The following is a 14,300-nucleotide window of genomic DNA, read 5'->3' as shown; positions in this document are numbered from 1 at the left end:
CGTCGGATCGAGGTCAGAGCTCGCCGCGCGCGAGGCGACTCGGCCACCAGATCGCGCGACCGAGGTCGTAGGCGAGCGCCGGCACGAGCAGCGTGCGCACGAGGAACGTGTCGAGCAGCACGCCGAACGCGACGATGAACGAGATCTGCACGAGGAACAGGATCGGCAGTACCCCGAGCGCCGCGAAGGTCGCGGCGAGCACGAGCCCGGCCGAGGTGATCACGCCGCCCGTGAGCCGCAGCCCGCGGATGATGCCGGGCCGCGTGCCGAACCGCAGCGACTCCTCGCGCACGCGCGTCATCAGGAAGATGTTGTAGTCCACCCCGAGCGCGACGAGGAACACGAATCCGAAGAGCGGCACCGACGGGTCTGCGCCAGGGAAGTGGAAGACGTGCTCGAACACGAGCGCCGAGACGCCGAGCGCGGCGGCGAACGACAGCACGACGCTGCCGATGAGGATGAGCGGCGCCACGATCGAGCGCAGCAGCAGCATGAGGATCACGAGGATCGCCGCGAGCACGAGCGGGATGACGAGCGTGCGATCGGCGATCGCCGCGTCGTTCGTGTCGAGCGCGACCGCCGTCTGGCCGCCGACGAGCACGTCGGTGCCGACCTCGTCGAGCGCGTCGCGCAACGAGGCGACGGTCGCCTCGGCCTTGAGCGAGTCCGAGGCGTCCGACAGGGTGGCCTGCACGAGGACGCGGCCGTCCACGACGGTGGGCGCCGGCGCGGGGGTTCCGGGCGGGCCGAACGCCTGCACGCCGTCCCCGGTGACGGGTGCCGAGCCCGACGGCGAATCGGCGGAGACCACCGACACCGAGTCGACGCCGGGGGTCGCGAGCGCCACGTCGGCCATCGCCTGCAGCTCGTCCTCCGGTCCGATGATGACCGCCGGGGTGCCAGACCCGGCCGGGAAGTGCTCACCGATCGTCGCCTGCCCGTCGCGCGCCTGCGATTCACCGAGCACGAACTCGCTCGACGGCACGCCGTCGGCGTCGAGCTGGGCGAGGCCGAGCGACATGCCGGCGAGCGCGAGCACGGACACGATCCAGACGGTGCGCGGCCGGCGGGAGACGAGGCGGCCGACACCGGCCCACAGGCCGCGGTCGGGCAGGTCGCGCTCGTCGGGGGCGGATGCACCGTGCACGACGCCCGCCGCGTGCTTCGCGTGCGCGAGGTCGGCGTCGGGATCGCCCGCGTGCGCGACCCTGCGCGGCCAGAACGCCGCACGGCCGGCCCAGAGGAGGAGAGCCGGCAGCAGGGTGAGGGCCGACAGCAGCGCGAACACGATGCCGATCGCGGCGATGGGGCCGAGCGCCTTGTTCGAGTTCAGCTCGCTCACGAGCAGGATGAGCAGCCCGACGATGACCGTGCCGCCGCTCGCCACGATCGGCTCCCACGATCCGCGCAGCGCCGCCCACGTGGCATCCCACTTGCGCTCGTACCGGGCGAGTGTCTCGCGATACCGCGCGATGTACAGCAGCGCATAGTCGGTCGCGGCGCCGATCACGAGGATGAAGAGGATGCCCTGCGTCTGCCCCGAGAGCACGATGACGTCGGCCTTCGCGAGCGAGACGACCGTGAGCACGGCCGCGCAAAGGGCCGACATGCTCGTGAACAGCACGATGAGCGGCAGGAGCGGCGAGCGGTAGACCACGATGAGGATGACGAAGACGGCGGCGAGCGCGACCGCGAGCAACAGGCCGTCGATGCCGCTGAAGGCGCCCGCGATGTCGGCGCTGAAGCCGGCCGGCCCGGCTACGGCGACCGTCGCCCCCTCGATCGGCACGTCGTCGATGGCGGCGCGGAGCTCGCCGACGACGTCCGACGCGCGCTCGGCCCCGTCGCCCGACTCGATCGGCACGACGATCTCGACCGCCTCGCCGTCGTCTGAGGCGATCGCGGGCGATACCTCGTCATCGATGACGCCCGGCACGTCGGCGAACGCCGAGCGCAGGTCGTCGACGGCGGCGAGCTGCGCGTCGTCGAGGTCGGTGCCGTCGTCGGTCGCGACGACCACGATCGCCGGGATCGTCTCGGTGTCGCGGAACGCCTCCTGCAGCGCGTCGACCTCGGTCGCCTCGGCGGAGGACGGCAGGAACTGGCTCTGGTCGTTGACCGACAGCTTGCTCAGCGAGCCGAACGACGAGCCGCCGGCGCCGAACGCGGCGAACCAGACGAGGATGAGGACGACGGGGATGAGGACGCGCAGCCACGTGGGCACGCGACGACGGGCACGAGTTTCGATCACACCCCGACGCTACGGGCGACGAGACCCGTCGCACATCGAACGAACGGTTGAACCCGCGCTACTCGGCGACGGTCACCGTATGGGTCGACTGGTACAAGCGGATCTTCGTCAGCACCTGCACCCGCAACTCGTCGGGCGCGCTCTCGCGGCACGCGCGCTGCACGACCTCGGTGATCGCGACGCCCACGCGCAGCTCCGCCTGGCAGTCGACGCAGTTCTCGACGTGCTCGCGGATGTCCACCGCGTCGGCGGCCTGCAGCTCGTTGTGCAGGAACTCCTCGAGCTCGGCCCGGGCCTTCTCGCAACCGCAGTCGGTCATTTCGTGCTCCTCGCAGGTTTCGGCGCCTTCTCGGCCGCGGCGAATCCCTGTTCGCGGGCGTAGTCGGCGAGGGACTCGCGCAGCAGCCGCCGGCCACGGTGCAGGCGGCTCATCACGGTCCCGATGGGGGTGTTCATCATGTCGGCGATCTCCTGGTACGAGAATCCCTCGACGTCGGCGAAGTAGACGGCCAGCCGGAAGTCCTCGGGCAGGGCCTGCAGCGCGTCCTTCACGGCGCTGTCGGGCAGGTGGTCGATCGCCTCGGCCTCGGCCGAGCGGCTCGACCGCGCGGTCGTCGACTCGGCGCCGCCGAGCTGCCAGTCCTCGAGCTCGTCGATGGTGCCCTGGTAGGGCTCGCGCTGCTTCTTGCGGTAGCTGTTGATGAAGGTGTTGGTGAGGATGCGGTAGAGCCACGCCTTCAGGTTCGTGCCCTGCTTGAACTGCGCGAACGCCGCGTAGGCCTTGACGAAGGTCTCCTGCACCAGGTCCTGCGCGTCGGCCGGGTTCTTCGTCATGCGCAACGCAGCAGCGTAGAGCTGGTCGAGGAACGGCAGCGCCTGCTCTTCGAAGAGTTCGCCGAGCGGTCGGGCCTCTTCGGGGGCTTCCGAACCGCTGGGCGCCTGGTCGATCTCGTCGGCAGTCATCACGAGCAATCCTAGATCGTCGGCGACCGCCCTCGTCGGGCGCTCGAGCACGGCAAGCGACACGCGCACCATCTCCTTCCGCGTCGCGCTCCCCTGGCCCTGCGACGCTACTGTTGATAACCGATGCAGATTTCGAGGTATTCCGAACCCGAGTTCGACCCGTACGGCGACATGAAACAGACCGATGCGGATGCCTCGTGGCGCGCGCCGCGCGCGACCGCCCCGTTGACCGCGGCACTGGCGCTGCCCGGCTCGAAGTCGCTCACGAACCGCGAGCTCGTGCTCGCCGCCCTCGCCGACGGCCCGTCCACCCTGCGCGCCCCGCTCTGGTCGCGCGACAGCGAGCTCATGATCGAGGGCCTGCGCGCACTCGGCACGCGATTCGAGCGCGTTCCCGGGCACGGCGGCTTCGGCGACGACCTTCGGGTGACGCCCGCCGAGGAACTGGTCGGCTCGACGACGATCGACTGCGGCCTGGCGGGCACGGTCATGCGCTTCCTTCCGCCGGTCGCGGCGCTCGCGCTCGGCCCGACGACCTTCGACGGCGACGAGTACGCACGCAAGCGACCGATGTCGGGCGTGATCGAGGGACTCACGGGCCTCGGCGTCGATCTCGACGACGACCGTCGGGGCACCCTGCCGTTCACCGTGCACGGCACGGGCCGCGTCGCCGGGGGCTCCCTCGAGATCGACGCGTCGGCGTCCAGCCAGTTCGTCTCCGGTCTCCTGCTGTCCGCAGCGCGGTTCGACGACGGACTCGACCTGCGCCACGTCGGCGACCGCCTGCCGAGCATGCCGCACATCGAGATGACGATCGCGACCCTCGCGGCACGCGGCGTGGCGGTCGAAAGTCCCGAGACCGGCCGTTGGACCGTGACCGCCGGTCCGATCCACGCCGTCGACGTCGACATCGAGCCCGACCTCTCGAACGCCGCCCCCTTCCTGGTCGCGGCGCTCGTGGCCGGCGGTTCCGTCACGATCACGGGCTGGCCGAGCGAGACCACGCAGGTCGGTGCGCAGCTGGCCGAGCTGCTCCCCCGCTTCGGGGCTCGCGTCGAGCGCGACGGCGACCGGCTCACCGTGCACGCACCGAAGGCCGCCGACGGCGCGGGTCGCGGCATCCGCGGCGTCGATCTCGACCTCTCGGAGGCCGGCGAGCTCGTGCCCAACCTCGTCGCCCTCGCCGCCTTCGCCGGCGAGCCGTCGACGTTCACGGGCATCGGCCACATCCGCCACCACGAGACCGACCGCCTCGCGGCCCTCGCGGCGGAGCTCAACGCCCTCGGCGGGCGCGTCACCGAGCTCGACGACGGACTGCGCGTCGAGCCGGCCGAGCTCCACGGTGGAGTCTGGCACGCCTACGCCGACCACCGCATGGCGACCGCCGGCGCGATCGTCGGGCTGGCCGTCGACGATGTCGTCGTCGACGACATCGGTTCGACGTCGAAGACGCTGCCCCAGTTCACCGAGCTCTGGGAGCAGCTGCTGGCATGACGTGGTGGAGCACCGACGATGACGACGACGAGCCCGAGTTCGACGAGTCCGACGTTCGCGTGCGCCCCAACCGCCGGGGCTCGCGCCCGCGCACCAAGGTGCGACCGGAGCACGCCGACGCGGTGACCGGCACCGTGCTCGGCGTCGACCGTGGGCGCTACACCGTGCTCGTCGACGACGGCGGACCCGACGAGCACGAGCTGACGGCCGCCCGCGCATCGGAGCTCCGCCGCAAGTCGGTCGTCACGGGCGACCGGGTCGATCTCGTCGGCGATGTCTCGGGTTCCGAGGGCACGCTCGCTCGCATCGTGCGCGTGCAGGAGCGCACCACGCTGCTGCGCCGCAGCGCCGACGACACCGACGAGGTCGAGCGCGTGATCGTCGCGAACGCCGACCAGATGCTCATCGTGGTGGCCGCCGCCGACCCCGAGCCCCGTATCCGCCTCATCGACCGGTACCTCGTGGCCGCCTTCGACGCCGGCATCCGGCCGCTGCTCTGCATGACGAAGACCGACCTCGCCGATCCTGGTGCGTTCCTCGCGAACTTCGCGGGGCTCGACCTGCCCGTGTTCCGCTCGCGTGCCGACGCGATGCCGCTCGACGAGATCGCCGACGCGCTCGTCGGCCATCGCACGGTGTTCGTCGGCCACTCGGGCGTCGGCAAGTCGACCCTCGTGAACGCGCTCGTTCCGAGCGCGCACCGTGCGACGGGGCACGTGAACGTGGTGACCGGCCGCGGACGGCACACGTCGTCGTCGACGGTGTCGCTGCGCATCGAGCACGACGGTCGCACCGGCTGGGCGATCGACACCCCCGGAGTGCGCTCGTTCGGGCTCGGGCACGTCGATCCGGCGAACATCCTCGGCGCGTTCACCGACCTCGCGCGCATCGCGGAGCGCTGCCCGCGCGGCTGCACGCACCTGCCCGATGCGCCCGACTGCGCGATCGTCGAAGCCGTCGACGCCGGCGAGCTCGGCGACACGGGCCGTGCCCGCCTCGACTCGCTGCAGCGCCTGCTCGAGACCTTCGCCTGACCTGCTTCGGCGGTCGCTCGGCAGCGGCCGAGGCATCCGCACATCGAAGGCTGCCTACGATGGAAGGCATGACCGATGCACGACTTGGCCCTGGCGACCTCGCCCCCGACTTCACGCTCGACGACCAGCACGGCGACCCCGTCACGCTCTCGTCGCTGCGCGGGTCGAAGGTCGTCCTCTACTTCTACCCGGAGGCGATGACCCCCGGCTGCACGACCGAGGCGTGCGACTTCCGCGACAGCCTCAACTCCTTCAAGAGCGCCGGCATCCGGGTGATCGGCGTCTCGAAGGACGACGCCGCGAAGCTCGCCCGCTTCGCCGAGCGCGACCGCCTGAACTTCACCCTCCTCTCCGACCCCGACCTCGCGGTGCAGCAGCAGTACGGCGTGTGGGGCGAGAAGTCGCTCTACGGCAAGATCGTCGTCGGCTCGATCCGCTCGACCTTCATCATCGACGAGGACGGCCGCATCCAGCGCGCCATGTACAACGTGAAGGCGACGGGGCACGTGGCACGCGTGCGCCGCGAGCTCGGCCTCGACGGCTGAGTCCGTCGCCTGATCCGCCAGGAGCCCGGTCGCGCGTGCGACCGGGCTCCCGTGTCTCCGGGCCGGACCCACCGCGTCGGCGGCCTCCCGCGGCCTCAGGCTCCGGGTGGCGCCTCCTCGACGGGGCGGTCCTCGGGGCGCGAGTAGGCGATGCGCACGGGCGTCCACAGCAAGAGCCCGATCACGATCACGGCCGGCACGAGCAGCAGCCAGCCGACGTCGGGCCGCGCGAACAGGCCCTGGAACGCCCCCACGGCCACCGACAGCTGCAGGATCTGCCACACGATGGCCGCTGCACGCGACCACGGGGCCCGACGCAGCGACGCGACGGCGACCGCCCACACCCAGATCGCACCGATCGCGACGAGCACGATGAGCGCGATCGCCGTCGCCATCGACGACGGCTCGAGCGAGAAGAGGTCGACCACGAGCCAGCCCAGCAGGCCCGCGACGAGCAGGGCCTCGGCGAACAGCAGCGCGCTCACGACGACGAGCGCGGTGCGGGCCCCGCCGTCGGCAACGGCCGACGAGGATGCCGCGGACGGGACGCCGCCTGTCGCGTCGGGCCGGTCGTCGCGTCGATTCACAGGGTTATCCCATTCATGGCTATTGATTCGGACTCGGGGCTATGCGACCATTTACAAGGTCGAATTGATGCTCACAGGGTGGTGAGCCGATCAGTCATGATCCTACTTCCCGAGATTCGACTTTCCCCCTGCAGCAGCCCGAACGGGCACGTGCAATCACGCACGTCTGCGAACGAACACCCGCAAGGAGCATCTCCATGGATTGGCGCGACAAGGCCGCCTGCCTCACCGCAGACCCGGAACTCTTCTTCCCGGTCGGCAACACCGGCCCCGCCGTCGACCAGATCGAGAAGGCCAAGGCCGTCTGCGCCCGCTGCACCGTCACCGAGATCTGCCTGCAGTACGCCCTCGAGACCGGTCAGGACTCGGGCGTGTGGGGTGGCCTCTCCGAAGACGAGCGTCGCGCCCTCAAGCGCCGCGCCGCTCGCGCCCGCCGCGCGGGCTGAGACCCCGCGCGCTCTGCGCCGCCGAGCCGCGCGCACCCGGCGCACCATCGCTTCAGAGGCTCGGACGCCGGTCGGGCCGTTCTCCGCGAGCGCGTCCTGACCGGCGTGCGAATGCCGCGACGGTACGACGGGCCTGTCGCCGCGTCGGTGCCGCCCGCTACGCCTGGGTGATCCAGCGCAGCGGCACGTCGATCGTCACCTCGGTGCCGCGGCCGACGACCGTGTGCCAGTCGATCGTGCCGCCGAGCTCGCCCTGGATGAGCGTGCGCACGATCTGCGTGCCGAGGCCTTCGCCGACCTTGCCCTCGGGCAGGCCGGCGCCCGTGTCGCGCACCTGCACGGTGAGCATCGTGTCGGAGCGGTTCGCGATGATCTCCACATCGCCCTCCTGCCCCGCGAGTCCGTGCTCGACCGCGTTCGTGACGAGCTCGGTGAGCGCGAGCGCGAGCGGCGTCGCGTACTCGCTCGGCAGCACGCCGAACGAGCCCTGCCGCTTGGGGTGCGCGGTCGTGTTGTGCGCCGACGCGACCTCGGCGACGAGCAGCAGCGCCCGGTCGAACACCTCGTCGAAGTCGACGTTCTGGCTGAGGCCGGTCGACAGCGTGTCGTGCACGACGGCGATCGCCCCGACGCGGCGCATCGCCTGCGTGAGCGCCTCGCGCGCCTCGTCGGAGTGCGTGCGACGCGCCTGGATGCGCAGCAGCGACGCGACCGTCTGCAGGTTGTTCTTGACGCGGTGGTGGATCTCGCGGATCGTCGCGTCCTTCGTGATGAGCTCCTGCTCCTGGTGGCGCAGTTCCGTGACGTCGCGCGTGAGCACGATCGCACCGATGCGCTCGCCGCGCCGGCGGATCGGGATCGCCCGGAGCGACACCGTCACCCCGCGGGACTCGACGTCGGTGCGCCAGGGTGCGCGGCCGGTGACCACGAGCGGCAGCGACTCGTCGACCACGAGCTTGCCGCCGAGGAGTCCGGTCGTCACCTCGGCGAGCGACTCGCCCTCGAGCTCGTCGTCGAAGCCCATGCGGTTGAACGCCGAGAGCGCATTCGGGCTCGCGAACGTCGTCACGCCGTCGACGTCGAGGCGGATCAGCCCGTCGGACGCTCGCGGCGCGCCCCGTCGCGGGCCCGTGGGCGCCCCGAGGTCGGGGAAGTCGCCCGACGCGATCATCTGGAAGAGCTCTTCGGCGCACTCGTTGAACGTGAGCTCCTGCCGGCTCGGGGTGCGCGTCGCGCCGAGGTTGGTGTGCCGGGTGATGACCGCCACCGGCTCGGGGGCGATGGCGGTCCCCGTGTCGGTGAGGCGTCGCATGACGGGCACGGCCCGAACCCGGGTCGGCATCTCCTCGTACCAGTCGGGCGCTGAGGAGTCGGCGATCGTCGCGGTCGCGAACGCCGCCGTCACGAGGTCGCGCCATTGCGGCTTGATCTCCTGGCCGACGAAGTCGCGGTAGAAGAGCGTCGCCGCGCTCGACGGCCGCGAGTGCGCGACGGCGACGAAGTCGTCGTCGCCCGACGGCACCCAGAGCACGATGTCGGCGAAGGCGAGATCGGCGAGCAGCTGCAGGTCGCCGACGAGCATGTGCAGCCAGTCGACGTCGGCCTGACTGCTGCGGCCCTGGGCGAGGACGAGATCACTGAGGGTCGACACAGACCCAGCGTAGTGCGCGGATGCCTCGTCGCCACGCAGCCGGCGGAGCCGTGATCGATCGGCCTGGCCGCTCGGCGGCGGAGCTCGCGGCGCGCGACGCAGCGGGGCCGCAGGCCTCACCCGAGCTCGGCCCGGCGGAGCACCGGCAGCGCGAACCCTCGCCGACGCGGCGCCGGCTCGGGGAGGATCGCACGCAGCACGTAATCGCGGAGCGCCGCACGCAGCGGTGCCCGGCCCGCGGCGTCGCGCAGGGTGCGTGCACCGAGGATCGCCGCATCGGCGGCGCGTCCGTCATGCGGCAGCAGGGTGGCCGTGTCGATGCCGGCGAACCGCTGCAGGGTCTGCCGCACCTGGGCGTGGGCGTCGATGCCGAGGGCGCTCTGGCGGACCCGGTTCACGATCACGTCGACACGCTCGGGGTCGACGAGCGCGACCAGTTCGCCGTGGCCGCGGAGGAGTCGCGACAGGCCCACGGGATCGGCGAGGCCGACGGCGACGACACGGTCGGCCGCCTCGAGGACCGCGAACGTCGCGGCATTGCGTCGCGGCGCGAACTGGTCGCTCGTGAGCTCCTCGTCGCGTTCGAGGCTGAACCCGGTGTCGACCACGAGGTACTCGAACTGCCCGCGCATCGCCTCGAGCGCCGAGCTCACGCGCGCATGCGCGAGCTCGGGCCATCGGTTGGGCCCGACGAGTCCCGAGTACACGTCGAACGACGCGCGCGGCGAGGTGTAACGCTGCGCGACGCGCTCGAGCTCGGTCCGGTCGAGCGAACCGGCGCCGGCGAGGCGGCACGCGGCGGCGAACCCGGGTGTCTCGTCGAGGAGGCCGAGCGCGGGTGCGACCGCACCCCCGTACGGATCGGCGTCGATGAGCGCGACGCGATGGCCGGCCGCGGCGAGCTCCGCGGCGATGTTGACGGCGATCGTCGTGCGCCCGGGCGCGCCGGCCGGGCCCCACACGGCGATGACCGCAGCCTCCGGCCGTGCCGCGGAACCGGAGTCGAACCGCGACGGCAGCGGTGCCGCCCCGGCGACGAGCGGCTCGATCTCGGGCCATCCGGCGCCGCGGCCGGCGATCTCGTGCACGCCGAGGGCGGCCGCCTGCGCCCGCTCCGCGTCATCGCCCGCGACGGCGACGAGCCGGATGCCGCGCTCGTCGCAGGCACGCAGGAGCTCGGCGTTCAGCGTGCCCCGCCCGGCGCCGACGACGACCGCCTCGGGCGCGAGGACGTCGAGGCTGTCGACGAGGTCGCGCCAGCCGACGAGCCGCGCGACGACCGTGTGCCCGTGCTCGACGAGGTCGGCGAGCAGCCGTTCCTCGGTCGCGGCGTCGAGCGCGAGTGCGATCCGCGCCATCTCAGTCGCCCGAGCCGGATGCGACGAGGTCGATGGCATCGCCGGTGGCGAGCGCCTCGAGCACGGCGGCGACCCGGTCGCTCGGGACGAGGACCTCGACCGAGGCCCCGCCCGACGAGACCATGCCGTCGTCCTCGACGATGCCCGCGATCTCGGCGTCGGCGACGAGCACCTTGGGCGCCTCGAATCCGCCGCGGTCCTTCGCGCGCGCCGACCACACGTCGACCCTCGACCCTGCGTCGAGACCGCGTGCGAGGGTGCCTCGGCTCGGTACCACGACGACGGACAGCCCGGTGGCGTCGGCATCGCCGACGGCTGCGGCGGGCACGAGCTCGCCCTTGCCGACGGTGCGGGTGACGACGAGCCCGTCGTCGGTGTCGTCGACCCGGAGATAGCCTGCTTCGGCCGTGCCGAGGCGGACCGACTCGACGTCCAGCCGATCGAGCTCGAGCTCGGCGCCCGGTGTGAGGGTCTCCCGTGCCACGTAGACGTCGACGGTGTCGTCGAGGCCGTCGACGAGCGCCCAGACGCCGATGGTCGAGCCGGCGACGAGCACGATCCCGATGAGCAGCCTCGGGTCGAGTCGAACGGCGCCGCGTTCACGTCGGTTGCGACCGGTCATCTGGTCTCGCTCCTCCTCCCGGCGCGCATGCGCCGGACACCATCGTCACCCCATCCGCGAAGTTCGTCCCGAAGTTATCCACAACGGCCGCGGCGCCGCCTGCGGTCGACGCGACGGGTCGATAATCGAGACATGACCTCACCAGGTTCGGGCGACGCGATCGGCCGCTTCCTCACGATCGCCGACGCGGCAGAGATCCTCGCCGTCGACGTGGCGACGGTCGACGCGCTCATCCGCAGCGGCGAGCTCCCCGCGATCCGCGTGGGCAGCTCGGGTCCGTGGCGCATCGAGCGCGCCCAGCTCGAGGTGTGGATCGAGCTGCGGTACGAAGCGACGCGCGTCGACGTCGCGTGGAACGAGGGCGAGTTCGCCAACATCACCGAGCTCTCCGGCGTGCGAGCCGGTCGCATCCGCCCGGTCGACTGATCCGCCCGCGCCCTGCAAGGCCGGCGCGACCGCCCGCCGGCCCGGCGCGGAGCTGCCAAGGGGCGGAGCGGGCACGGGCGAGCTCCCCGCGCCGCCCGGCCGATCAGTCGAACCGGACCAGCAGCAGGCGCGCCAGGGGCACGATCCGGTAGCCGTGCACGTCGCGCTCACGACGCGGAGCGCCCGGCTCGTGGAGCGCGAGGTCGAGGTGGTCGCGTGCGACGCGGTCGATCGTGCCGTGCGCGATGCCGTCGACCGTCGTCAGCTGCACGGCCGTCCTGCGGCGCGCGAGGTCGCGCAGCACGAACGGCAGCCCGATCCGCTCGGCGAGGCGCACCGAAGCCTCCGGTACCGCAGCAAGGCTCGGCTCGAGTTGCTCGCGACCCGGAAGGATCGCGGCGATCGCCGTGAACGGCACGACCACCTGGTCGGGTACCCGGCCGTGGTGCCGGGTCTCCGCGCTCAGCCAGTCGCGCCCGAATGCGAGCGGCCGCAGGCCGACGACGCCGCCGCCCTGCAGTTCGATGCGCACGACCGACTCGGCGGCGGACTCGGACGACCGGGTGAGCGCCGCGATGCGGTCGCGCAGGGTCAGCCGGCCGAGGCGGAGCCGTTCCTCCTCGAGCTCGAGCGCGCGCTGCTCGTCGAGGTGCTCGCGATCGAGCTGACCCTCGAGGTCGGCGAACAGCTGGTCCCAGCGCATACCCGCGACGGTACCTCGACGACGACGACGGCGCGCGGAGTTCTCCACAGCCGGAGAATTCTCTTGACACCTTCGGCAGGCATGCTTACATTCGCTTCAGGAATCCACCGTGTCCCCCGAGTGGGGGTGGTTCCCGTCGCGACGCTGCGAGGCTCGCGACCGCCAGCCCTACTGGAGCGAAGATGACCGTACGCGATGCCGCCGCCCGAACGACGGCCGTGCAGGGCGCTGCAGCCCGCCACCTCGACGACGAAGACGAGTACTTCGCCCGGCAACGGGCTCGGCGCGACCAGCTGCCCGACCCCGAGCAGTTGCTGCGCAATCTCACGCACTGCGTGATCGAGTCGCTCGCCGGGGCGCGCGACCTCGAGCAGCTGGCCCGGTGGGTGACCGACGAGGTCTACCGCAACCTCTCGAAGCGCGTCGTCCTCGCAGCCAGGGCCCGCCGCGTGAAGGGCCAGTCGCCCCAGCGCCCGGCCTTCTCGGTCGGCAACGTGCACATCTGCGAACCCGCCGACGGTGTGGTCGAGGCAGTCGTGATGGTGCACCAGCGGGCGCGCTCGCGCGCCGTCGCGATCCGACTCGAAGGGCTCGACCAGCGCTGGCGCGCGAGCGCCATCGGCGTGCTCTAGCACCACCCGATCCGTCGGCCGGGGCCCAGCACGCGAGCCGGTGCCGCATGCTTCGGTGCGCCGCGCATCTCGGGTGCGCCGCAGCACCGGGTCATCGCCATGCGATCGTGCGACGCCCCGCGTGCGCGGTCGTCACGACCAGGAGGCGCGTTCGTCCTCTCGCGGAGCGAGCACGGTGCGGGTCTCCGCGTCGAAGGTGCGCACCGGCCGTTCGCGGCTCCACCGCTCCCACCCCGGGTCGCCGTCACGGCAGAACGACACCCATGCGCCGTGCATCTCGACCGCGAGGGACACCGGGGCCGCTCCCCCGGTCAGCGCCGACGCGTCGGGCGCGTCGAGCCGGTCGAACACGGCGGGCAGCTCCATGCAGTGCGCGGCGCCCAGCTCGAGTCGCGGGCTCCGCCAGCCGAACTCGTACACCCACGTCGCGGCACCGCGGTCGAGCCGGGCGTCGGCGAGCCGGTTGATCGGCAACCGCAGCAGGAGGTCGGTGGCGAGCACGCCGAACAGGTCGCCCCGTCCGATGCCGGGCCGGTTGCGACGGTAGCGGCGCATCGTGCCGGCACGGATGCGGAACGCGAGACGCGCGGCGAGCAGGTGCCGGCGGCCGATCCGCGCGACGAGCCCCGTCGGATGCAGCCACAACCGGGCCTCCTCAGCGGTGCACCCGATGAGCATCGGAACCTCGTCGGCCGAGCCGGCCACGAGCGCCTGCTCGGGATCGGGCAGCCCGTCGCCGATCGCGATCGCGAACCCGGGCCCGCCCGTGACGGGGGTCGTTCCCTGCGTCACCCGCTGCTGCGCGGCCACGAGGTCGCTCGGCGCGACCGCCGCGAACGCGTCTCGCGTCGAGGCGATGCCGAGGTCCGCGGCGATGAGCCGTGTGATGCGGCCGGCCTTCTCCCGCGGTCGCGCCGCGAGCGGCCCGCTCTGCAGGATGGCCCGGTCGACGAGGCCGGATGCCTCGGGATGGGCGAGCACGGCGGCGATGAGCGACGCACCGGCCGACTGCCCCGCGACGGTGACGCGGGCCGGGTCGCCGCCGAAGGCCGAGATCTCACGACGCACCCAGCGCAGCGCCGCGATGACGTCGAGGAGCCCGAGGTCGAGCGGTGCGCCGTCGAGCACCGAGAACCCCTCGGACCCGAGCCGGTAGTTCACCGAGACGAAGACGATGCCGTCGCGCGCGAACGGTGCTCCGTCGTAGCTGTCGAGCGCGTTCGCACCACGTGTCAGGGCGCCGCCGTGCACCCACACCATCACCGGACTCGACCCGGGCGCATCGGCGACGGCGCCCGAGCCGAAGACATCCGGCGACCACACGTTCAGGTTGAGGATCTCACTGCCGTCGACCTCGATCGAGGGCAGCACCCGCTCGAGGCCGCCGCCGTAGGGCGCCTGCGGCGCGGTGGCGCCGGGCGACGAGGCATCCCGTTCGCCCGCCCATCCCGCATGCGGCTCGGGGGCCGCGAAGCGGCGGTCGCCGAACGGCGCCGCCGCGTACGGCACGCCGAGGAAGCGCGCGACCCCGCCGGAGCGGGTGCCGCGCAGCCTCCCCGCGGAGACGACGGCGATCGGGTCGGTCACG

The 14,300-nt window shown here is 72.3% G+C and carries 15 protein-coding genes; 6 read left to right on the top strand and 9 right to left on the bottom strand.

Features of this window, described 5'->3' with window-relative positions; translation table 11 throughout:
* Window positions 1–13: 13 nt before the first annotated feature.
* The 3 genes from PX701_RS13810 to PX701_RS13800 are packed head-to-tail and all read right to left on the bottom strand — an operon-like array spanning window position 14 to window position 3,286.
* Window positions 14–2,251 (bottom strand): MMPL family transporter, encoded by a 2,238-nt coding sequence (locus PX701_RS13810; RefSeq protein ID WP_275506623.1) that lies wholly within the window; start codon window positions 2,249–2,251, stop codon window positions 14–16.
* A 58-nt stretch (window positions 2,252–2,309) separates the two neighbouring features.
* Entirely contained in the window at window positions 2,310–2,570 is a 261-nt protein-coding gene (locus tag PX701_RS13805; protein ID WP_231431534.1) for a zf-HC2 domain-containing protein, read from the bottom strand.
* Window positions 2,567–3,286, bottom strand: coding sequence for a sigma-70 family RNA polymerase sigma factor (locus PX701_RS13800; RefSeq protein ID WP_374201136.1), 720 nt, complete (start codon window positions 3,284–3,286; stop codon window positions 2,567–2,569). The genes PX701_RS13805 and PX701_RS13800 overlap by 4 nt, the downstream gene beginning before the upstream one ends.
* Before the next feature lie 51 nt (window positions 3,287–3,337).
* Between PX701_RS13800 and aroA the strand changes: the two genes are divergently transcribed.
* The 3 genes from aroA (at window position 3,338) to bcp (ending at window position 6,287) form a co-directional block, all read left to right on the top strand.
* Entirely contained in the window at window positions 3,338–4,708 is a 1,371-nt protein-coding gene (gene aroA / locus PX701_RS13795) for a 3-phosphoshikimate 1-carboxyvinyltransferase (RefSeq protein ID WP_275506622.1), read from the top strand.
* Entirely contained in the window at window positions 4,705–5,742 is a 1,038-nt protein-coding gene (gene rsgA / locus PX701_RS13790) for a ribosome small subunit-dependent GTPase A (RefSeq protein WP_231431536.1), read from the top strand. Before aroA ends, rsgA begins: the two co-directional genes overlap by 4 nt.
* Before the next feature lie 68 nt (window positions 5,743–5,810).
* Window positions 5,811–6,287, top strand: a complete 477-nt coding sequence (gene bcp, locus PX701_RS13785; protein ID WP_231431537.1) for a thioredoxin-dependent thiol peroxidase — start codon at window positions 5,811–5,813, stop codon at window positions 6,285–6,287.
* A gap of 95 nt (window positions 6,288–6,382) precedes the next feature.
* Here bcp and PX701_RS13780 read toward each other — a convergent pair whose 3' ends face one another.
* Entirely contained in the window at window positions 6,383–6,874 is a 492-nt protein-coding gene (locus PX701_RS13780; RefSeq protein WP_275506621.1) for a hypothetical protein, read from the bottom strand.
* 197 nt (window positions 6,875–7,071) lie between these two features.
* Here PX701_RS13780 and PX701_RS13775 point away from each other — a divergent pair, with 197 nt between their 5' ends.
* Window positions 7,072–7,320, top strand: a complete 249-nt coding sequence (locus PX701_RS13775; RefSeq protein WP_055859573.1) for a WhiB family transcriptional regulator — start codon at window positions 7,072–7,074, stop codon at window positions 7,318–7,320.
* Window positions 7,321–7,477: 157 nt separating this feature from the next.
* On the opposite strand, the gene PX701_RS13770 is transcribed toward PX701_RS13775, so the two are convergent.
* The 3 genes from PX701_RS13770 to PX701_RS13760 form a co-directional block, all read right to left on the bottom strand.
* Window positions 7,478–8,971 carry a sensor histidine kinase gene (locus PX701_RS13770; RefSeq protein ID WP_231431539.1) on the bottom strand — a complete coding sequence of 498 codons (1,494 nt, stop codon included), beginning with the start codon at window positions 8,969–8,971 and terminating at the stop codon, window positions 7,478–7,480.
* A 116-nt stretch (window positions 8,972–9,087) separates the two neighbouring features.
* Window positions 9,088–10,329: a CpaE/TadZ family protein gene (locus PX701_RS13765; RefSeq protein ID WP_231431540.1), complete on the bottom strand. Its 1,242-nt coding sequence runs from the start codon at window positions 10,327–10,329 to the stop codon at window positions 9,088–9,090.
* Window position 10,330: 1 nt separating this feature from the next.
* Window positions 10,331–10,951: a CpaB family protein gene (locus PX701_RS13760; RefSeq protein ID WP_231431541.1), complete on the bottom strand. Its 621-nt coding sequence runs from the start codon at window positions 10,949–10,951 to the stop codon at window positions 10,331–10,333.
* Window positions 10,952–11,083: 132 nt separating this feature from the next.
* On the opposite strand from PX701_RS13760, the gene PX701_RS13755 reads away from it, so the two are divergent.
* Window positions 11,084–11,377, top strand: coding sequence for a helix-turn-helix domain-containing protein (locus PX701_RS13755; protein ID WP_275506620.1), 294 nt, complete (start codon window positions 11,084–11,086; stop codon window positions 11,375–11,377).
* Window positions 11,378–11,480: 103 nt separating this feature from the next.
* On the opposite strand, the gene PX701_RS13750 is transcribed toward PX701_RS13755, so the two are convergent.
* Complete coding sequence (locus tag PX701_RS13750) at window positions 11,481–12,080, bottom strand: hypothetical protein (protein WP_275506619.1); 600 nt, start codon at window positions 12,078–12,080, stop codon at window positions 11,481–11,483.
* A 182-nt stretch (window positions 12,081–12,262) separates the two neighbouring features.
* Here PX701_RS13750 and PX701_RS13745 point away from each other — a divergent pair, with 182 nt between their 5' ends.
* Window positions 12,263–12,712, top strand: coding sequence for an Rv3235 family protein (locus PX701_RS13745; RefSeq protein WP_231431544.1), 450 nt, complete (start codon window positions 12,263–12,265; stop codon window positions 12,710–12,712).
* A gap of 132 nt (window positions 12,713–12,844) precedes the next feature.
* Here PX701_RS13745 and PX701_RS13740 read toward each other — a convergent pair whose 3' ends face one another.
* Window positions 12,845–14,299 carry a carboxylesterase/lipase family protein gene (locus tag PX701_RS13740; RefSeq protein WP_231431545.1) on the bottom strand — a complete coding sequence of 485 codons (1,455 nt, stop codon included), beginning with the start codon at window positions 14,297–14,299 and terminating at the stop codon, window positions 12,845–12,847.
* Window position 14,300 lies beyond the last annotated feature (1 nt).

The organism is Agromyces chromiiresistens (genome assembly GCF_029167465.1).
Lineage (GTDB): Bacteria > Actinomycetota > Actinomycetes > Actinomycetales > Microbacteriaceae > Agromyces > Agromyces chromiiresistens.
The sequence above is the reverse complement of the archived record's forward strand: the minus strand, read 5'-3'. Positions and strand labels throughout refer to the sequence as shown.